Genomic DNA, 18,749 nt, shown 5'->3' on the forward strand with positions numbered 1-18,749 from the left:
GATGAAAGGCATTATTTTAGCCGGAGGTTCGGGCACGCGTTTGCATCCGATTACCCGCGCCATCTCGAAACAGCTGTTGCCGGTATATGACAAACCCATGATTTACTATCCGCTGTCGGTACTGATGCTGGCAGGGATTCGCGAAATTTTGATCATCACCACGCCAGAAGATCGCGCCCATTTTGAACGTTTACTGGGCGACGGCAGTGAATTTGGGATTCAGCTAACCTATGCAGAACAACCCCGTCCTGATGGGCTGGCGCAGGCATTTATCATTGGCGAAAGTTTTATTGGTGACGATCACTGTTGTCTGGTGCTGGGCGACAATCTCTATTTCGGCCAGGGTTTCAGCCCCAAGCTGAAGAAAGTGGCCGCGCGCAGCAGCGGCGCGACCGTCTTTGCTTATCAGGTGATGGATCCGGAGCGTTTTGGCGTGGTGGAGTTTGATGACGACTTTAACGCGCTCTCCATTGAGGAAAAACCGCAGCAGCCGAAATCGCGCTGGGCGGTCACCGGACTCTATTTTTACGACAACCGCGTGGTGGAGTTCGCCAAACAGGTGAAACCTTCCGAGCGCGGTGAGCTGGAAATCACCGCCATCAACCAAATGTATCTCGATCAGGGCGAGCTAGCGGTGGAGTTGCTGGGGCGCGGATTTGCCTGGCTGGATACCGGCACGCACGACAGCCTGATTGAGGCGAGTATGTTTGTGCAGACGGTGGAAAAACGGCAGGGCTTTAAAATTGCCTGCCTGGAAGAGATTGCATGGCGTAACGGCTGGCTGAGCGATGCCCAGCTTTTAGCCGCGGCTCAGGCGCTAACCAAAACCGGCTACGGCCAGTATCTGCTGGATGTTCACAATGCCCGTCCGCGTCAATATTGATCCCCTTACATGGGAAAATGAGTTCTTCGGTCAGAACAGCGTGCGCTTATCGCTGGATGGCGATTTGGTGCTGGCCGAGGCCCTTCAGCAGCCGTATGCGCTGTGGCAAGTGAAGGTGCCCGCTGAACGCGTTGATGCCATCGATGCGCTGAGCCAGCATGGTTTTCAGTTAGTGGAAGGCGAAGCTGACCTTTCCCTCAGCATCAAACATACCGAGCGGCAAGTTGGCGTGCGCATTGCGCGGGAAGCACAAATCCCGGCACTGCGTGAAGCGGCTGCGCGGGCGTTTAGCCAAAGTCGCTTCCGCGCGCCGTGGTTTGCTGCGGCGGACAGCGGACGTTTCTACGCGCAGTGGATTGAAAATGCGGTGCGCGGCACCTTTGATAATCAATGTCTGGTGGCCTGCGATGAGCAGGGCGCGCTGCAAGGTTTCGTCTCGATGCGCGAAGTGGACGGCGACATGCGCATCGGTCTGCTGGCGGTATTGCCCGCCGCACAAGGTTGCGGCGTCGGCCAGCGCTTACTGCTCGCCGCCGCCGACTGGGGCCGCGTGCGTCAGCTAACGCATCTGCGCGTGGCGACCCAGCTCAGCAATCTCACGGCGATGCGCCTCTATTTACGCAGCGGTGCGCGGCTGGAAAGCACCGCTTACTGGTTCTACAGGAAAGCCTCATGATCCCATTTAATGCGCCGCCGATTGTCGGCAGCGAAGTTGAATATATGCAGTCGGCGATGGCCAGCGGCAAGCTGTGCGGCGATGGCGGCTTTACTCGCCGCTGCCAGCAGTGGATGGAACAGCATTTCGGCAGCAAAAAAGTGCTGCTGACGCCATCCTGCACCGCGTCGCTGGAGATGGCGGCGCTGCTGATTGACCTGCAGCCTGGCGATGAAGTGATCATGCCGAGCTACACCTTCGTCTCCACCGCCAACGCCTTTGTGCTGCGCGGCGCGACCATTGTGTTTGTCGATGTGCGCCCCGATACGCTAAATATCGATGAAACGCTGATTGAAGCGGCGATCACGCCGAAAACCCGCGCCATCGTGCCAGTGCATTACGCGGGCGTGGCCTGCGAGATGGACAGCATCATGGCGCTGGCGGCGAAGCATAAACTCTATGTTATCGAGGATGCCGCGCAAGGCGTGATGTCGCAGTACAAAGGACGCGCGCTCGGCACCATTGGTCACATTGGCTGCTTTAGCTTTCACGAAACTAAAAATTACACCGCCGGCGGTGAAGGCGGCGCAACGCTGATCAATGACGCGAAGCTGGTGGATCGTGCCGAGATCATTCGTGAAAAAGGCACCAACCGCAGCCAGTTTTTCCGTGGTCAGGTAGATAAATATACCTGGCGCGATATTGGCTCCAGCTATTTGATGGCGGATTTGCAGGCGGCCTATTTGTGGGCGCAGCTGGAAGCGGCGGAGCAAATTAATCAGCAGCGTTTGCGTTTGTGGCAACGCTACTACGATGCGCTGCAGCCGCTGGCTGCTGCCGGCCGTATTGAGCTGCCGGTGGTGCCAAAAAATTGCCGCCACAATGCACATATGTTCTACATCAAGCTGCGCGACAGCGACGATCGTCAGGCGCTGATCAACTGGATGAAAGAGGCGGAAATCCTCACGGTGTTCCATTACATCCCGCTGCACTCGTCGCCAGCGGGTGAACGTTTTGGCCGCTTCCACGGTGATGATGCCTTTACCACGCGTGAAAGCGAACGCCTGCTGCGCCTGCCGCTGTTCTACAACTTATCGGATAACAACCAGCGTACGGTGATCAGTTCGCTGCTGAGTTTCTTTGCCTGATGTCATTAGCAAAAGCGTCAGTCTGGACCGCGTCTTCCACGCTGGTAAAAATCGTTGCTGGCCTGCTGGTGGTGAAACTGTTAGCGATAAGCTTCGGACCCGAAGGGATCGGGCAAGCCGGTAACTTCCGCCAGTTGATTACCGTACTCGGCGTGTTGGCGGGCGCCGGCATCTTTAACGGCGTCACCACCTTAGTCGCGCAACATCAGCAACAGCCACAACAACTGCGCGCGGTCACCGGCACGGCTTCGGCGATTGTGCTCGGCTTTTCAACGCTGCTGGCGCTGCTGTTTTTGCTGGCGGCAACGCCCATCAGCACGGCGCTTTTTGGTCATGCTGAATATGCCAACGTGGTGCGCATTGTCGCCTTTCTGCAGCTCGGTATTGCCTGGGCCAATCTGACGCTGGCGTTGCTGAAGGGCTTTCGCGATGCGCGCGGCAATGCGCTGGCGCTGATTGCCGGAAGTATCGTCGGCGTGCTGGGTTATGTGCTGTGCTGGTGGCTGGGCGGCTATGCTGGTGCGTTAGTGGGGTTGGCGCTGGTGCCGGCGCTGCTGGTGTTTCCGGCGTTGCTGATGCTACGTCGCCATCGCGATCGGCTGCCGCTGAGCTGGCTGATGCCAGGCTGGCATCCTGACCTGGCGCGCAATCTGGCGAAGTTTACGCTGATGGCGCTGATCACCTCATTCACCTTGCCGGTGGCGTGGGTGATGATGCGAAATCTGCTGGCCGAGCAGCAAGGTTGGGCGCAGGTCGGTTTATGGCAGGGCGTGACCAGTATTTCCGATGCCTACCTGCAATTTATCACCGCCACCTTTAGCGTCTGGCTGCTGCCCACACTGGCGCGGCTGGAGCAGAAACCGCAAATCGCCCGTGAGATTGGGCGTGCGCTGCGCTTTGTGTTACCTGCCGTCGCAGCGGCCAGTTTCTGCGTATGGCTGCTGCGCGATGTCGCTATCTGGCTGCTGTTTTCGCCGCAGTTCAGCGCGATGCGTGACCTTTTCGTCTGGCAGTTGTGCGGTGATGTGTTTAAAGTCGGCGCCTATGTTTTCGGATATCTGGTGATCGCCAAAGCGTCACTGCGCTTCTATATTCTGACGGAAATCAGCCAGTTTGCCCTGCTGACCGGTTTTTCCCATTGGCTGATTCCGCTGCACGGGACCGCCGGGGCCGCGCAGGCTTACATGGCAACCTACGTTCTCTATTTCGCCCTTTGTTGTGGCGCCTTCATGATTTATTGCCGGAAAAAATGACGACTTTTCACGTATTGGGATCGGATATCCCGCATCACAATCATACGGTGCTGCGCTTCTTTAATGACGTGATGAGCGCCGAGCTGCCTGGCGCTGCGCCGCGTCAGTTTATGGTGGTATCCAGCGCGCCCGAAACGCTGCAAGCGTATGCTTCATTGCAGATTGAAACCTTTGCCAGCAAGCGTGCGCTGGCGCAAGCGGTGGTGACGCGTGCTGCCGATCGCTCGCAGCGCTTCTTCTTTCACGGCCAGTTTAATCCCAGCATTTGGTTGGCCTTGCTGAGCGGCAAACTGCGTCGTCAGCAGGCGTTCTGGCATGTATGGGGCGCAGATCTCTACGAAGAAGGGCGCGGCCTTAAGTATCAGCTGTTTTATCTGCTGCGCAGAATGGCGCAAGGGCGCGTGGCGCGCGTGTTTGCGACGCGCGGTGATTTGCACCATTTCCAGCAGCGACATCCGCGCGTTCCCGCCTCGCGGCTCTATTTCCCGACGCGCATGCCGGATGTGGCGCTGCCTGCGCCAGTGGAAAGCCCCGATTTCACTATTCTGCTCGGTAACTCCGGCGATCGCAGTAATCGTCACATTGCCGGTTTAGAGGCGATTCGTGCCCAGTTTGGTGAACAGGTGAAAATCGTCGTGCCGCTCGGTTATCCGCAGAACAATCACGCTTACATCGATGAGATTGCCGCCGCCGCACAGCGCCTGTTCCCGGCGGGGCAAGTGACGCTGCTGCGCGACAAGATCGACTTTGATGCCTATCTGACATTGCTTAGCCGCTGCCAGCTCGGCTATTTTATGTTCGAGCGCCAGCAAGGCATTGGTACGCTTTGCTTGCTGATTCAGGCCAATATTCCGTTTGTGCTGAACCGCAAAAATCCGTTCTGGCGCGATCTTAGCGAGCAAGGTTTGCCGGTGCTGTTTAGCGAAGATGCGCTGGATAGCGCCAGCGTGGCCGAAGCGCAACGGCAATTAGCGCAATGCGATCACTCTTCGATCGCCTTTTTTGCCCCCGGCTATCTGGCAGGCTGGCGCGACGCGCTAACCCTGAGTGAAAGGGAGAGAACATGAGCCTGATGCAGTTTAGTGGTCTGCTGGTGGTTTATCTGTGTTCGCTGGGTTTCATTCTGACCCTAACCTGGCGGGAATTTAAACGGGTGCGCTTCAACTTCCACCTGTTCTTCACCATTTTGTTTTTACTGACCTTCTATTTCGGCTTCCCGCTGACCAGCGTGCTGGTATTCCGCTTTAACGTGGCGGTGGTGCCGCCGGAATATCTGCTGCAGGCGCTGCTGGCCGCTACCAGCTTTTATGCCATCTATTACGTTAGCTATAAGGTGCGGCTGCGGCCGGCCAATGCGCCTGCGCGCAAACCCTGGCTGCAGATGAACCGGGTTGAAACCCATCTGACCTGTCTGCTGCTGGCGCTGGTGGCGATTGGCACGGTAACGGTGTTCTTTATGCACAACGGCCTGCTGCTGTTCCGGCTTTCGGCTTACAACCAGATCTTCTCCAGCGAAGTGTCCGGCGTGGCGCTTAAACGCTTCTTCTACTTCTTTATTCCGGCGATGCTGATTCGCTACTTCCTCAAGCCAACCCAGCGTCAGTGGCTGTGGTTTTTGCTGGTGTCGGTGGCATTTGGCTTGCTGACCTACGCGCTGGTGGGCGGCACGCGCGCCAATATCATTATCGCGTTCGCGCTGTTCTTGTTTATTGGCATTACGCGCGGCTGGATCACGCTGTGGATGCTGGTTGGCGCCGGTGTGATGGCGATTGGCGGTATGTTCTGGCTGGCGTTGCGTCGCTATAACCTCGACGTAGTGGGCGATGAAGCGTTTTATACCTTCCTTTATCTGACGCGCGACACCTTCTCGCCGTGGGAAAATCTGGCGCTGTTGCTGCAAAACTACGACAAGATCGATTTTCAGGGGCTGGCACCGATTTGGCGCGATTTCTACGTGTTCATTCCCAGCTGGATGTGGCCGGGACGTCCAACAGCCATTCTTAACAGCGCTAACTACTTTACCTGGGAAGTGCTGAATAACCATTCCGGCTTGGCGATCTCGCCCACGCTGTTGGGTTCGCTGGTGGTGATGGGCGGCGTGTGGTTTATCCCAATCGGTGCGGTGGCTGTCGGCCTGCTGATGAAAGGCTTCGATAACCTTTATCTGTATGGCCGCGATACCAGCAATCGTTACAGCGGGGCGATTTTGCAGAGTTTCTGCTTCGGCGCGGTGTTTAATATGATCGTGCTGGCGCGTGAAGGGCTGGATGCTTTCGGCTCGCGCGTGGTGTTCTTTTGTCTGATTTTTGCGGCCTGTATGTGGGCGGCTAAATTGCTTTACTGGCTGTTGGCGCGCGCGGGGTTGATTCGTCCGCGCAGCGAGCCGGTTTTACACAGCCCTTCTTAACCTTTGGGCACAACGGGAAATTCATACCATGGAAACCGATAAGCCGCGCTATAGCCTGCGCGGAGTCGATCTTCACGCCTTCAACGATATGGCGAGCTTTCTGCGCTTTCTGCTGCCCGAGGGTAAACCGCGTTGCGGCACGCTGGTGGCGATGAATGCCGAGAAAATGCTCACGCTGGAAGAAGATGCGCAGCTACGCGCACTGATCGCTGAGGCTGAGTTCAAATATCCGGATGGCATCAGCATCGTCCGTTCGCTACGTAAGAAGTATCCTCAGCTGCAGGTGAACCGCATTGCAGGCGCGGATTTATGGGAAGCGTTGATGGAGAGTGCAGGGCGTAGCGGCATTCCGGTGTTTCTGATTGGTGGACGTCAGGCGGTGCTGCAGGAAACCTGCGACAAGCTGCGCCGAGAGTGGAATGTGAATATCGTTGGCAGTCAGGATGGTTACTTTGCGCCTGAAGCGCGCGACGCGCTGTTTGCCCGCATCGCCGCGAGTGGTGCGCAGATTGTTACGGTGGCGCAAGGTTCGCCGCGCCAGGAGCTGTTGATGCGTGATTGCCGCGCCCATTGGCCGCATGCGCTCTATATGGGCGTTGGTGGCACTTACGATGTGTTTACCGGGCACGTTAAGCGCGCGCCCGTTTGGTGGCAAAAGTCCGGACTGGAATGGCTTTATCGCCTTATTCGTCAGCCTTCGCGTCTGCGTCGCCAATTAAAGCTGCTGAAATACTTACGCTACCATTGGCGGGGCGATCTCTGAAATTGCTGGTTTTTCCAGCGAAAATGAGAGGGTAAGCGCCTCAAACTGCTGTCATTATCGATGGAATGCACAAAGCGTAATCAAACGCGTTTTTTTTCTAAAAAAGGGCTGGACAGTATGAGGTCAAGCCCGTAGTATGCCCATCCGCAACGGCGCTACGCGCCCGTAGCTCAGCTGGATAGAGCGCTGCCCTCCGGAGGCAGAGGTCTCAGGTTCGAATCCTGTCGGGCGCGCCATTTAGTTTGTGCGCAAGAGCTTCGGTGGTTGGTTAGACCGCGTTATGCAGTGAATTAGTAAGCGAAACACGCTTACGCACCAGAATTATGGTGGCTATAGCTCAGTTGGTAGAGCCCTGGATTGTGATTCCAGTTGTCGTGGGTTCGAGTCCCATTAGCCACCCCAGATTTTGCTCGGTCACGCGATGGTGGCGGAATTGGTAGACGCGCTAGCTTCAGGTGTTAGTGTTCTTACGGACGTGAGGGTTCAAGTCCCTCCCTTCGCACCAGGCAAAATTACGCAGTAGCGTTAAAGAAGTAAAAAATCGGCGAGTAGCGCAGCTTGGTAGCGCAACTGGTTTGGGACCAGTGGGTCGGAGGTTCGAATCCTCTCTCGCCGACCATATTCGAAAAGCCTGCTTGAAAAAGCAGGCTTTTTTCGTTTATATCCGCCATTCGTGTTCTCAACTCTTCCCATCATTTCCTTTGAGCGTAATTCCGCACATTGTCGCTATTCAGATACATATAAATCACTGATTTATATGGGCATGACAATTCCTTGCATAGCTTGTCGCTCTGCGGAGACAGCTTTTTGAGTATTCGTCGCGTTTTACCGACAGTGGCTAAACCAGGATCGGAGCTGAAATTTTATCTTGTTGATATTAATTAACTTATTGCGCTAACTGCAACTTTGGCACGTCTTGTGCAATAATCTACCTGTAGATGCTCATTCCACCTCTTATGTTTGCTGATGCTACATAAACTTGGGAATGATGCAGAGCCCCTTACGGCATCCGTTGTCCAGCCTGGCAGTATTTGCGCACGCTTTACTGCAGTAAGAAGGACATTGCGTTGAGTCGGATGCCATCAGTTGTCTTAACGACCTGATCTTACACCTGCTTATGGCAGGTGTTTTTTTATCTGTAGTTTATGACAGGCAAAAAAAAGCCGGGACAAGCCCGGCGTGCACAAAAGTAACAATCGTAAAATCAGGCGCTGGGATTGGTCTTAAGCGTAAGTAGCAGGCCTTCGCGACGCATTTTGGCTGCGTCTTCCGGGCGATGCAGGCGGTCGTAAACATCGGCCAGCCAGGCATAATCAAACGCATCCGGACGCTGCGCCAGCGCTTGCTGGAACGCTTCTGCTGCCTGCTGCCATTCACCATGACGCATCAGCAGCTGACCCAGCGTGCTGTGCAGCAGCGGCGTGGCGCCATGCTGTTTAATCTGCTGACGCAATGCTTTCTCCAGAGATTGCGGATCGCCACTTTTGATGCGCGGCATCAGCAACACCAGACGATCGTCATATTGACGTTTCAGACCTTCCAGCACGATGCTCTGTGCGGTATCCGGGTCGTCACACTCAATCAGATGTTCTGCCATAGCCACCTGCAAGGCGGTTTCCTGACGCGTTTTGCGGCTCTGGTTTTGCCACCATCTCTTCAAACCGTCGCTGCCTTGATCGGCCATCGCCTGGTTCATCAGGCCCAGCCAGGCTTGCTGCTGCAAGGCATCGCGCTGTGCTTCATCATTGATCTGCACTTTCTGCATCGCAGGCAGAATGTCGAGCAATGCGCCCCATGCGCCGGTACGAATATAGGCTTGTTCTGCCAGACGCAACACTTCCGGATGGCGCGGCGCGACTTCCAGCAGGCGATCAACGCCATGGCGTGCCGCATGATCTTCGTTGCGCGCCAGTTGCAGACGTACGCGTGTGATTTCAACCGGAATCGTGTCGTTCACCGACAACTCAGAAGCGCGCTCCAGATGCTGATTAGCACGGATTTCGTCACCGCGTTGCTGTGCCGCTTCGGCAGCCAGCAAGTAGTTTGCCACTGGCTGATCGGCGTGGTCGGCATTTTTCGACAGCAGTTTTTCGGCCTGTTTAAAGTCACCTTCCGCCAGTTTCATCAGCGCGCTTTGCGTGTGGCGCTGCGCGCTACGGCGCTTGCGGCCGGTGAACCAGCCGCGTGTGCGGGCGCCAGTGCGAAACAGGCGACGCAGAATCCATTCCACCAACAAAATCACCAGCAGGCTGAGGATCAAGATGATCGCCAGGCCGGTTACGCTGGTTTCAATGTTCCAGTTGTCGGTTTGGATCAACACGTAGCCCTGATGGCCGGCTACCATCGGTCCAACCACAATGCCCGCAATCAGCAGCAGGAAAAGCACCAATACTTTCAGCATGGTTAGCCTCCTTGTTGATCAGCAGCAACCGATGGCTGAGCCAGCAAATTACGTACGCGGGTTTGCATCAGTTTTTCCAGCAACGGCTGGCTTTCCAGCGTATCCGGCACATCCATTGAAATGCTTTGCTGGCTCAATTCATCCAGCTGTGCAAGGAAGGCTTTGGTGGCGGCATCGTTGGTGTCATACCAGGCGCGAACCCAGGTTGATACCGCATCGATAGACTGTTTGTAGATCTCATCCTGATGACGCGGTACGGCCTGAGCCGCAATCAGCAGGCGCGAACGAATGTTTTCGCGCAGGTAAACGTCCTGATTCGGTGCCAGCAGCGGCTGTGCGGTGTTGTCGCGGCGGCGGATGGTGATGAAATCATCCATAAAGTTGTGCCAGCTTTTCACCAGATTTTGACGCCATTCGTGTAGCGAACTGGAGAGTTCGCCGCCATCGGCGTCCATAGGTGAATCATCGCTGTCATTGTCTGCCAGACGCAGATTATCGACGCCGTTCGACAGCTGATTGAGCTTGAGAATGGTGCCGTCATAATCAATCTGGCTGACGGCGGAGAGTGAACTGATGTCCTGCGTTAGCGCGCGACGCACGTTCATCACGCTCGGATCATTCATGTCGGCCAGGCTGGAATCAGCACTTTTCAATAACGCTGCCGCGGTGGTGACATCCTGATCGCTCCACAGTTTGCGGCCCGCCAGTTTGACGAGGTAATCCGCTTGCGCCAGCAGCCAGGTACGCGTGTCGTTTCCAGAGATGGTGGCGACTTTATCGCGCAGGGTTTCCAGCTCTTTTGCGCTGTTATCCTGCTGCGTGCGCGTCTGCTGCAAGGCGCTGTTGGCGCTATCCAGCTGTTGCGTCAGCTGCTGTTTGTCGCTGCCCAGTTGCTGCTGCAAGGCGCTCAGCTGCTCGCTGAGGTTTTGGTTAGTTTGAGTCTGTAAATCGGCCTGATGTTTCCCATTAAGGTAAAGTCCCGCCCCAATCGCCAGCGCAATCACAATCGCCACTGCACTCAGCACCTTGCCATCGCCTTTTTTATCGCGAGGTGGCTTGGTTGCTGGCGAGGGAGAATTGTCCGCTGGGGTGGTTTCTTCAACCATGGCGGAGGAGGCTTTTTGTTCCGTCATTATGGCTCATCCCATTGTTAAGTTCAGCGTAACGCGCGCAGCAGCGCATCGTTATCGGCACCATCGGCTACATCAATGTCCTGCCAGCCTAATTCAGCGGCTTGCGTAGCCAAACGTTCACTGACGACCACAAGCCGACAGTGCAGTAACCATTCCCGACGATCAATTGGCGGAAACAGAGAAAAGAGTTGTTGTAACATTTCGCCGCTGGTTACCACCAGCGTTGTAATGCCGCGATCGCGCCAGCGGCGGCCTTCAGTCGCGCCGTTGTAGTGCTTTTCACAGCGCTGATAACACTCGCAATATTGCACCTCAACGCCGCGTTCAATCAGCGTTTCCGCCAGCAACTCACGCCCTGGGCTGCCGCGCAGAATCAGCGCGCGTTTGCCGCTGACCTGCTGCAGCCGATTCAGGCGCACCAGCTCTTCACTGGTCTCCCGCGCATGAGGATAGTCTACTTTGAGATTACTGACGGTATGCAGGGCTAAAGCAGTGCTGCGACCAATAGCATAATAGTTGAGGGCTTCAGGCCATGTTGTCGCGCTTTGCTGTAAAGCGGGCTCGGCGAAAGTAACGACCTGCTGCGACAGTAAAAACACCAGATCGCCTTGCTGTAACGCCGCAAGTTGGCTTGGCAAATGGATAAGATCGCGACCCGGCGTAAATTCAATCAGCGGGAAGCCCCATGCCAGCTTGCCCAGGCTGCGCAAACGCGAGACCAGTTCAGTGGCGGCCGGTTCCGGGCGGGTCACGAGGATGGTCATACTGGCGGTTGACCTTGATACACTTCACGCAGAATGTCGCGCGCGCCGCCATCCAACAGCTCTTCAGCCAGCGAAACCCCCATTCTTTCGGCGTGATCGCGTGGACCGCGACGCTCGCCGACCACCATTTGACTGCCGTCCGGTGAGCCAACTAATCCGCGCAGCCACAGCTGATCGTCTTCCAGCACCGCGAAGCTGCCGATAGGCACCTGACAACCGCCTTCCAGCCGCGTGTTCATTGCGCGTTCGGCGCGCACGCACACGGCGGTATCGTCGTGATTCAACGCCTGTAGCAGCGTAATCAATTGCTCATCATCTGCGCGGCATTCAATGCCGACGGCGCCCTGACCCACGGCGGGCAGGGAGATCTCGGCAGGCATTGCCTGACGGATGCGATCTTCCAGACCTAAACGCTTCAAACCGGCCGCCGCCAGAATGATGGCGTCATATTCACCGGCATCAAGTTTGCCAAGACGCGTGCCGACGTTGCCGCGCAGTGAGCGAATCACTAAATCCGGACGACGGGCGCTAAGCTGGCACTGGCGACGCAGGCTGGACGTCCCAACAACCGCGCCTTGTGGCAGCTCATCAACACTGTTGTAACGATTGGAGACGAAAGCATCGCGCGGATCTTCACGCTCGCAAATGGTCACCAGACCGAGGCCTTCTGGAAAATCGATCGGCACATCTTTCATTGAGTGCACGGCGAGATCGGCGCGGCCTTCCAGCATTGCCAGCTCAAGCTCTTTAACGAACAGCCCTTTGCCGCCAACCTTTGCCAGTGGCGTATCAAGGATGACATCACCTTTGGTGACCATCGGCAGCAACTCAACTTGCAGACCCGGATGAGCCGCCATCAGACGCTGTTGGACATATTGTGCCTGCCACAAAGCAAGGGGACTTTGTCTGGTAGCAATTCTGAAAATTTTGTTTAACATGCTGTTAACCATTTTGATCGTTCATCGAATATCCTATCATTGATAGGGGAATGCTGTCAGTTTCAACGGATTGAAAAGGCCGCGATGTCAGACTGCGCCTGGATCTTGCGGGTCGCAGTTTTGTGTCGAAGTCTGAAAAAAGCAGGGCTACGGTCGGAACATGCTAAACTGTTAAGTAGCGCAACTTTCTTTACGGTCAATCCTCCGGGTGTTAGATTGATCACGTTTCCAGCAATTATTTGCCCGATATCTTTATTATTAAGCGGCAGAATGCGGAAACAGGGTGCTTAACACTGGGACAATCAGGCGAAACGTCTTGTACCTCTACATTGAGACACTGAAACAGAGACTGGATGCGATTAACCAGCTGCGTGTAGATCGCGCACTGGCTGCCATGGGGCCTGCTTTCCAGCAAGTCTACAGTCTGCTGCCAACATTATTGCACTACCATCATCCGCTGATGCCGGGCTACCTCGAAGGTAGCGTTCCGCATGGCGTCTGCCTTTACACGCCCGATGAAAATCAATTCCAGCTGCTGCAGAACTTAGCGGGCGGACAACCGCTCGATCTCACCGCCGCCGTCGCGGGCGAACGTCCAATTACCGGCATTTACTCAATGGGCAGCACCTCGTCGGTTGGGCAAAACAGCATTTCCGACCTCGACATCTGGGTATGCCACCAATCGTGGCTGGATAATGAAGAGCGCCTCAATCTGCAGCGTAAGTGTACGCTGTTGCAGAAATGGTGTGTGTCGATGGGTGTGGAAGTCAGCTTCTTCCTGATTGACGAGAACCGTTTCCGCCATAACGAAAGCGGTAGCCTCGGCGGTGAAGACTGCGGTTCTACCCAACATATTTTGCTGCTGGATGAGTTCTACCGTACCGCCGTGCGTATGGCGGGTAAACGCATCCTGTGGAATATGGTGCCTGGCGAAGAGGAGCACCATTACGACGATTACGTCATGTCGCTCTATTCACAAGGCGTACTGACGCCGAATGAGTGGCTGGATCTCGGCGGCCTTGGCACGCTGTCAGCGGAAGAGTATTTCGGTGCCAGCTTGTGGCAGCTGTATAAAAGTATCGACTCGCCGTATAAAGCGGTGCTGAAAACCCTGCTGCTGGAAGCCTACAGCTGGGAATATCCCGACACGCAGCTCTTGTCGATGGACATCAAGCAGCGCCTGCACGACGGCGAAATTGTTTCCTTCGGTCTCGATCCTTACTGCATGATGCTGGAGCGCGTGACGCGCTATCTCACCAGCGTTGATGACATGGCGCGCCTCGATTTAGTGCGTCGATGTTTCTATTTAAAAGTGTGTGAAAAGCTCTCGAGCGAAGATCACCATCATCAGCGCACCGGCTGGCGGCGCGAGATCTTATCGCAGCTGGTTAAAGAGTGGGGCTGGGATGAAGAGAAGTTAGCGGTACTGGATAACCGCGCGCAGTGGAAAATCGAACGGGTACGCGAAGCGCACAACGAGCTGCTGGATGCGATGATGCAGAGCTATCGCAACCTGATTCGCTTTGCGCGTCGCAACAATTTAAGCGTCAGCGCCAGCCCGCAGGATATCGGCGTGCTGACGCGTAAACTGTATGCCGCGTTCGAGGCGCTGCCGGGTAAAGTCACTTTAGTGAACCCGCAGATTTCGCCCGATCTCTCGGAAGAGAATCTTACCTTTATTCATGTCCCGGCGGGCCGCGCTAATCGCGCCGGTTGGTATCTGTATAACCAATCGCCGGACATGAGTTCCATCATCAGCCATCAGCCGCTGGAATATAATCGCTATCTGAACAAGCTGGTGGCGTGGGCGTGGTTTAACGGTTTGCTGACCAGTAAAACGCGTCTGCATATGAAGGGCAACGATCTGTGCGATCTGCCGCGTCTGCAGGAACTGGTTAACGATGTGTCGAGCCACTTCCCGCTGCGCGTGCCAGCACCGACGCCGAAAGCGCTCTACAGCCCGTGCGAAATTCGTCACTTAGCGATTATCGTTAACCTGGAACACGATCCTACCTCCGCATTCCGCAATCAGGTGGTGCATTTTGATTTCCGTAAGCTGGATGTGTTCAGCTTCGGTCAGCAGCAGCAATGTCTGATTGGCAGCATCGATCTGCTCTATCGCAACTCGTGGAATGAAGTGCGTACGCTGCACTTCAATGGCGAGCAGGCGATGATTGAGGCGCTGAAAACCATTCTTGGCAAAATGCATCAGGATGCTGCGCCGCCGGACACGGTGGAAGTATTCTGCTACAGCCAGCATCTGCGCGGTTTAATTCGTACTCGCGTGCAGCAGCTGGTTTCGGAATGCATTGAGCTGCGTCTGTCGAGCACGCGTCAGGAACCGGGCCGCTTTAAAGCGTTACGTATGGCGGGCCAAACCTGGGGCTTATTCTTCGAACGCATGAGCGTGTCGGTGCAGAAGCTGGAAAACGCCGTGGAATTTTATGGCGCGATTTCTAACAACAAGCTGCATGGCTTGTCGATTAAAGTGGAATCGAACCAGACGCCGCTGCCACCGGTGGTGAACGGCTACGCCAGCGAAGGCATCATTCAGTTCTTCTTTGAAGATACTAATGACGATCGCGGCTTCAACATCTATATCCTCGACGAAACCAATCGCGTTGAGGTTTATCACCATTGCGAAGGCAGTAAAGAAGAGCTGGTGCGCGACGTGAGTCGATTCTATTCCTCATCGCATGACCGTTTTACTTACGGCTCCAGCTTTATCAATTTTAACCTGCCGCAGTTCTACCAGATTGTGAACACTGGCGAACGTTTCCAGGTGATCCCTTTCCGCAGTCAAACGCTGACGCAGCTCTGCGCTACCCAGCCTGACAACGACAACGGCGACTTCCAGCCGCGCTACCAAATGCATTGATCCCGCCCGCGTTCGCGCGGCGGGATGCGCTGTTACTCTGACCTGCCGCAGGAAATGCGGCTATTTCCTGTTGCTTTTACAACGTCAACTGCGATGATAAGCAACCATGGCTTTAGGACAGAAGAGCAGACAGAATGATACGAGTGATGAGTCAGCTGGGTATGGCGCTGGCACTGGTCAGCCTGGTAGGCTGTGGCCTAAAAGGACCGCTGTATTTCCCGCCGAAAGATCAGCCAAACAAGCCGAAACAGCAGGTCACCGCGCAGCAGCAAAAAGCGGCTCAGGATGCTGATGTCGGTGGTTTGGTCACCAGCAAGCCTGGTTCGCAGGCCAACTAAACTCAATGAGTAATCCGGCGGAGCAGAAAATGCAGTTCTCAAAAATGCACGGTCTCGGCAACGACTTTATGGTTGTGGATGCTGTGACGCAAAACGTCTTTTTTTCGCCGGAACTGATTCGCCGCCTGGCGGACAGAAATCTGGGGATCGGTTTTGATCAGCTACTGATCGTTGAACCGCCTTACGACCCGGATCTCGATTTCCATTACCGCATTTTCAACGCCGATGGCAGCGAAGTCGCGCAGTGCGGCAACGGCGCACGCTGCTTTGCCCGCTTTGTGCGTCTGAAAGGTTTGACCAATAAAAGCGACATTCGTGTCAGCACGCAAACTGGCCGCATGGTGCTCAGCGTCACCAATGATGAGCTGGTGCGCGTCAATATGGGTCAACCCAACTTCGAACCGCAGAGCGTGCCGCTCCGCGCGAATAAAGCAGAGAACCTTTATTTGCAGCGTGTGGCCGAGCAAACCGTGATGTTTGGTGCGGTATCGATGGGCAATCCGCACTGCGTGATTCAGGTAGAAAGCGTGAAAACCGCGCCGGTGGAAACGCTGGGCCCAGAGCTGGAAAGCCACGAGCGATTCCCGGAGCGCGTCAATGTCGGCTTTATGGAAGTGGTCAATCGTGAACACATCCGTCTGCGCGTGTATGAACGTGGCGCAGGCGAAACCCAGGCATGCGGCAGCGGCGCCTGCGCGGCGGTCGCCTGCGGTGTTCAGCAGGGCATTCTGGCGGAAAATGTCCGCGTCGATTTGCCGGGCGGCACGCTGCACATTGCCTGGAAAGGGGAAGGGCAACCGCTGTTTATGACCGGTCCAGCCACACACGTCTACGATGGGTTTATTCATCTATGAAAAATGTCGAAGAGCAAACCGAAAGCGAGGTTTTGCTGGACGATCAATCGGTAAGCGCATTTCTGCGTCAAAACCCCGATTTTTTTATTCGCAATGCGCGCCAGGTTGAACAGATGATGGTGCCGCATCCGGTACGCGGCAGCGTTTCGCTGGTGGAGTGGCATATGGCGCGGCAGCGCAACCACATCCAGCAGTTAGAAGAGGAGATCACGCTGCTGATGGAGCAGGCTACCGCCAACCATCAGCTGTTTGATCGCCTGCTGGCGCTGCAAGGTCATCTCGCCGCCGCCGGCAGCTTGCAAGAGATGCTAACGCGTCTGCACCGCTGGGCGCGCGAACTGGGTCTGGCCGGCGCACACGTGCGCGTGTTCAATGACAAATGGCACATCGGCGCGCCGTCTGATTTCACCCAGCTCGGCTTGTCTCGTCAGGCATTCGAACCGCTGCGCATTCAGCGCTTCGGCAATGAACATCACTATCTCGGCAGCCTGAACGGCCCGGAATTGCTACTGCTGTTGCCGCAGGCCAAAGCGATTGGCTCGGTAGCGATGTCGCTGATGGGCGAACGCGGCGAGCTGGGCATATTAATGTTCACCAGCCGCGATAATCAGCATTATCAGGCGGGCATGGGCACGCTGCTGCTGCAGCATCTGGCGCAAATGCTGCCGGATCTGCTGTCACGCTGGATTGAACGCGCATGAGCAACGTCAGTCCGCTGCTGCCGGCCGTGGATGACTTTCTGCGTTATCTCAAGGTCGAACGCCAGCTCAGTCCGCTGACGCAAAAGAATTACCAACGGCAATTGCAGGCGATTATGGCAATGGCCGATGAAATGAAGCTGACGAGCTGGTCGCAGCTGGAACCGGCGCAGGTGCGCAGCCTGGCGGCACGCAGCCGCCGTGGCGGTTTAGGCGCCAGCAGTCTGGCACTGCGCATGTCGGCGCTGCGCAGTTTTCTCGACTGGCAAGTGCATCAGGGCATGTTGAGCGCCAATCCCGCCAAAGGCATCGCCACGCCGCGTAATGCGCGCCATCTGCCGAAAAACATGGATGTCGACGAAGTTAACCAACTGCTGGAGATCGATCTCAACGATCCGCTGGCGGTACGCGACCGCGCGATGCTGGAAACCATGTACGGCGGCGGCTTGCGTCTCTCTGAGCTGGTGAATATGGATTGTCGCCACATGGATTTGGAGGCCGGTGAAGTGCGGGTGCTGGGTAAAGGCAGCAAAGAGCGCCGCGTACCGATTGGCGGCACGGCGGTTACCTGGATTCAGCACTGGTTACCGCTGCGTGCTAGCTTTGCGCCGCAGGATGATGCGGTGTTTGTCTCCAGCCGCGGCAGCCGGATTTCGACGCGCAACGTGCAGAAGCGTTTTGCCGAATGGGGCATCAAGCAAGGCGTTGCCAGCCATATTCATCCGCATAAACTGCGCCACTCTTTTGCCACGCATTTGCTGGAATCGAGCGGCGATCTGCGCGCGGTACAGGAACTGCTCGGTCACGCCAATCTGGCGACCACGCAAATCTACACCCATCTGGATTTCCAGCATCTGGCGACGGTTTACGATGCGGCCCATCCGCGTGCCAAACGAGGAAAGTCTTAATGAAGTTTTATCGTCCGCTCGGCCCAATCAAAGCAATCACCTTTGATCTCGACGACACGCTGTATGACAACCATCCCGTCATTCGCAAAACCACTGCCGAATCGCACGCTGCGCTGCAGGCGTATCATCCGGCGCTGCGTGAATTCACCCCGGCGGATTATCAGACGCTGCGCAATGAGTTGCTGGCGCGCGAGCCGGAAATTTATCACGACGTGTCTGAATGGCGTCGCCGCTCGGTGGAGCTGGCGCTGCTCAATGTCGGCTTATCCAAAGCGGAAGCCACCGCTGGTGCCAGCGAGGTGATGAGCGTGTTTCATCAATGGCGCAGCGAAGTGACGATGCCGGAAGAGACGCATCAAACGCTGACGTGGCTCGGCGAGCGCGTGCCGCTGGTGGCGATCACTAACGGCAATGCCTGCCCGGAAAAGCTCGGTATTAATCATTACTTCCAGTTCGCGCTGCGTGCCGGTCCGCACGGTCGTGCCAAGCCGTGGCAGGATATGTATCATCTGGCCGCTGAGCGTTTGAGCATTGCGCCGCAGCACATTCTGCACGTCGGCGACGATCTCACCACTGATGTTGCCGGTTCGCTGCGTGCCGGCATGCAAGCCTGCTGGATCAATCTACGTGAAGGCAATCTGATGAAGATTGACGATGCGCGTTTGCTGCCGCATGTTGAAATTGATCGGTTGGCATCTCTGACCTCGCTGCTATAATCCACACATGTA

General features: G+C 56.0%; 17 protein-coding genes and 4 tRNA genes. 17 read left to right on the top strand and 4 right to left on the bottom strand.

Features of this window, described 5'->3' with window-relative positions:
* Window position 1: 1 nt before the first annotated feature.
* The 11 genes from rfbA to K5Y32_RS21320 all read left to right on the top strand — a co-directional run bounded on the left by rfbA (window position 2) and on the right by K5Y32_RS21320 (window position 7,728).
* Entirely contained in the window at window positions 2–883 is an 882-nt protein-coding gene (gene rfbA / locus K5Y32_RS21270) for a glucose-1-phosphate thymidylyltransferase RfbA (RefSeq protein ID WP_101763770.1), read from the top strand.
* The gene (gene rffC, locus K5Y32_RS21275) at window positions 861–1,559 is read left to right on the top strand and encodes a dTDP-4-amino-4,6-dideoxy-D-galactose acyltransferase (protein ID WP_222185708.1); all 699 of its coding nucleotides are present in this window, start codon (window positions 861–863) and stop codon (window positions 1,557–1,559) included. The genes rfbA and rffC overlap by 23 nt, the downstream gene beginning before the upstream one ends.
* Window positions 1,556–2,686 (top strand): dTDP-4-amino-4,6-dideoxygalactose transaminase, encoded by a 1,131-nt coding sequence (rffA, locus tag K5Y32_RS21280; protein WP_008105756.1) that lies wholly within the window; start codon window positions 1,556–1,558, stop codon window positions 2,684–2,686. Before rffC ends, rffA begins: the two co-directional genes overlap by 4 nt.
* Entirely contained in the window at window positions 2,686–3,939 is a 1,254-nt protein-coding gene (gene wzxE / locus K5Y32_RS21285; RefSeq protein ID WP_222185709.1) for a lipid III flippase WzxE, read from the top strand. Before rffA ends, wzxE begins: the two co-directional genes overlap by 1 nt.
* Window positions 3,936–5,006 carry a TDP-N-acetylfucosamine:lipid II N-acetylfucosaminyltransferase gene (locus K5Y32_RS21290; RefSeq protein ID WP_222185710.1) on the top strand — a complete coding sequence of 357 codons (1,071 nt, stop codon included), beginning with the start codon at window positions 3,936–3,938 and terminating at the stop codon, window positions 5,004–5,006. The genes wzxE and K5Y32_RS21290 overlap by 4 nt, the downstream gene beginning before the upstream one ends.
* A complete protein-coding gene (wzyE, locus tag K5Y32_RS21295) occupies window positions 5,003–6,346 on the top strand; it encodes an ECA oligosaccharide polymerase (protein WP_192236885.1) in 1,344 nt (447 codons plus the stop codon). The genes K5Y32_RS21290 and wzyE overlap by 4 nt, the downstream gene beginning before the upstream one ends.
* 28 nt (window positions 6,347–6,374) lie before the next feature.
* A complete protein-coding gene (gene wecG / locus K5Y32_RS21300; protein WP_192236886.1) occupies window positions 6,375–7,109 on the top strand; it encodes a lipopolysaccharide N-acetylmannosaminouronosyltransferase in 735 nt (244 codons plus the stop codon).
* A 159-nt stretch (window positions 7,110–7,268) separates the two neighbouring features.
* Window positions 7,269–7,345, top strand: a tRNA-Arg gene (locus K5Y32_RS21305).
* Window positions 7,346–7,435: 90 nt separating this feature from the next.
* Window positions 7,436–7,511: transfer RNA gene (locus tag K5Y32_RS21310), tRNA-His, on the top strand.
* A 16-nt stretch (window positions 7,512–7,527) separates the two neighbouring features.
* Window positions 7,528–7,614, top strand: a tRNA-Leu gene (locus tag K5Y32_RS21315).
* Window positions 7,615–7,651: 37 nt separating this feature from the next.
* Window positions 7,652–7,728, top strand: a tRNA-Pro gene (locus K5Y32_RS21320).
* 585 nt (window positions 7,729–8,313) lie between these two features.
* Here the strand turns inward: K5Y32_RS21320 and hemY are convergent.
* The 4 genes from hemY to hemC are packed head-to-tail and all read right to left on the bottom strand — an operon-like array spanning window position 8,314 to window position 12,345.
* Window positions 8,314–9,510 (bottom strand): protoheme IX biogenesis protein HemY, encoded by a 1,197-nt coding sequence (hemY, locus tag K5Y32_RS21325; RefSeq protein WP_222185711.1) that lies wholly within the window; start codon window positions 9,508–9,510, stop codon window positions 8,314–8,316.
* 2 nt (window positions 9,511–9,512) lie between these two features.
* Window positions 9,513–10,643, bottom strand: coding sequence for a uroporphyrinogen-III C-methyltransferase (gene hemX, locus K5Y32_RS21330; RefSeq protein WP_222185712.1), 1,131 nt, complete (start codon window positions 10,641–10,643; stop codon window positions 9,513–9,515).
* Window positions 10,644–10,666: 23 nt separating this feature from the next.
* Window positions 10,667–11,407 carry a uroporphyrinogen-III synthase gene (hemD, locus tag K5Y32_RS21335; protein WP_222185713.1) on the bottom strand — a complete coding sequence of 247 codons (741 nt, stop codon included), beginning with the start codon at window positions 11,405–11,407 and terminating at the stop codon, window positions 10,667–10,669.
* Window positions 11,404–12,345 (bottom strand): hydroxymethylbilane synthase, encoded by a 942-nt coding sequence (gene hemC / locus K5Y32_RS21340; protein WP_192236889.1) that lies wholly within the window; start codon window positions 12,343–12,345, stop codon window positions 11,404–11,406. Before hemC ends, hemD begins: the two co-directional genes overlap by 4 nt.
* A 316-nt stretch (window positions 12,346–12,661) precedes the next feature.
* Between hemC and K5Y32_RS21345 the strand changes: the two genes are divergently transcribed.
* The 6 genes from K5Y32_RS21345 to yigB all read left to right on the top strand — a co-directional run bounded on the left by K5Y32_RS21345 (window position 12,662) and on the right by yigB (window position 18,737).
* Window positions 12,662–15,223: a class I adenylate cyclase gene (locus tag K5Y32_RS21345; protein WP_101763758.1), complete on the top strand. Its 2,562-nt coding sequence runs from the start codon at window positions 12,662–12,664 to the stop codon at window positions 15,221–15,223.
* A gap of 134 nt (window positions 15,224–15,357) precedes the next feature.
* Window positions 15,358–15,561: a lipoprotein gene (locus tag K5Y32_RS21350; RefSeq protein ID WP_101763757.1), complete on the top strand. Its 204-nt coding sequence runs from the start codon at window positions 15,358–15,360 to the stop codon at window positions 15,559–15,561.
* Between the two features lie 29 nt (window positions 15,562–15,590).
* Window positions 15,591–16,415: a diaminopimelate epimerase gene (dapF, locus tag K5Y32_RS21355; RefSeq protein WP_110867946.1), complete on the top strand. Its 825-nt coding sequence runs from the start codon at window positions 15,591–15,593 to the stop codon at window positions 16,413–16,415.
* Window positions 16,412–17,116, top strand: a complete 705-nt coding sequence (locus K5Y32_RS21360; RefSeq protein ID WP_222185714.1) for a DUF484 domain-containing protein — start codon at window positions 16,412–16,414, stop codon at window positions 17,114–17,116. Before dapF ends, K5Y32_RS21360 begins: the two co-directional genes overlap by 4 nt.
* Window positions 17,113–18,021 (top strand): tyrosine recombinase XerC, encoded by a 909-nt coding sequence (xerC, locus tag K5Y32_RS21365; RefSeq protein WP_222185715.1) that lies wholly within the window; start codon window positions 17,113–17,115, stop codon window positions 18,019–18,021. Before K5Y32_RS21360 ends, xerC begins: the two co-directional genes overlap by 4 nt.
* On the top strand, window positions 18,021–18,737 hold the full coding sequence (yigB, locus tag K5Y32_RS21370; protein ID WP_222185716.1) for a 5-amino-6-(5-phospho-D-ribitylamino)uracil phosphatase YigB: 717 nt from the start codon (window positions 18,021–18,023) through the stop codon (window positions 18,735–18,737). Before xerC ends, yigB begins: the two co-directional genes overlap by 1 nt.
* Window positions 18,738–18,749 lie beyond the last annotated feature (12 nt).

Origin of the sequence: Pantoea sp. DY-15 (genome assembly GCF_019795935.1) — a bacterium.
Taxonomy (GTDB): domain Bacteria; phylum Pseudomonadota; class Gammaproteobacteria; order Enterobacterales; family Enterobacteriaceae; genus Pantoea; species Pantoea leporis.

Coding starts and splice junctions, on each gene's coding strand:
- rfbA (WP_101763770.1), top strand. CDS start 2: ATGAAAGGCATTATTTTAGCCGGAGGTTCGGGCACGCGTTTGCATCCG.
- rffC (WP_222185708.1), top strand. CDS start 861: ATGCCCGTCCGCGTCAATATTGATCCCCTTACATGGGAAAATGAGTTC.
- rffA (WP_008105756.1), top strand. CDS start 1,556: ATGATCCCATTTAATGCGCCGCCGATTGTCGGCAGCGAAGTTGAATAT.
- wzxE (WP_222185709.1), top strand. CDS start 2,686: ATGTCATTAGCAAAAGCGTCAGTCTGGACCGCGTCTTCCACGCTGGTA.
- K5Y32_RS21290 (WP_222185710.1), top strand. CDS start 3,936: ATGACGACTTTTCACGTATTGGGATCGGATATCCCGCATCACAATCAT.
- wzyE (WP_192236885.1), top strand. CDS start 5,003: ATGAGCCTGATGCAGTTTAGTGGTCTGCTGGTGGTTTATCTGTGTTCG.
- wecG (WP_192236886.1), top strand. CDS start 6,375: ATGGAAACCGATAAGCCGCGCTATAGCCTGCGCGGAGTCGATCTTCAC.
- hemY (WP_222185711.1), bottom strand. CDS start 9,510: ATGCTGAAAGTATTGGTGCTTTTCCTGCTGCTGATTGCGGGCATTGTG.
- hemX (WP_222185712.1), bottom strand. CDS start 10,643: ATGACGGAACAAAAAGCCTCCTCCGCCATGGTTGAAGAAACCACCCCA.
- hemD (WP_222185713.1), bottom strand. CDS start 11,407: ATGACCATCCTCGTGACCCGCCCGGAACCGGCCGCCACTGAACTGGTC.
- hemC (WP_192236889.1), bottom strand. CDS start 12,345: ATGTTAAACAAAATTTTCAGAATTGCTACCAGACAAAGTCCCCTTGCT.
- K5Y32_RS21350 (WP_101763757.1), top strand. CDS start 15,358: ATGATACGAGTGATGAGTCAGCTGGGTATGGCGCTGGCACTGGTCAGC.
- dapF (WP_110867946.1), top strand. CDS start 15,591: ATGCAGTTCTCAAAAATGCACGGTCTCGGCAACGACTTTATGGTTGTG.
- K5Y32_RS21360 (WP_222185714.1), top strand. CDS start 16,412: ATGAAAAATGTCGAAGAGCAAACCGAAAGCGAGGTTTTGCTGGACGAT.
- xerC (WP_222185715.1), top strand. CDS start 17,113: ATGAGCAACGTCAGTCCGCTGCTGCCGGCCGTGGATGACTTTCTGCGT.
- yigB (WP_222185716.1), top strand. CDS start 18,021: ATGAAGTTTTATCGTCCGCTCGGCCCAATCAAAGCAATCACCTTTGAT.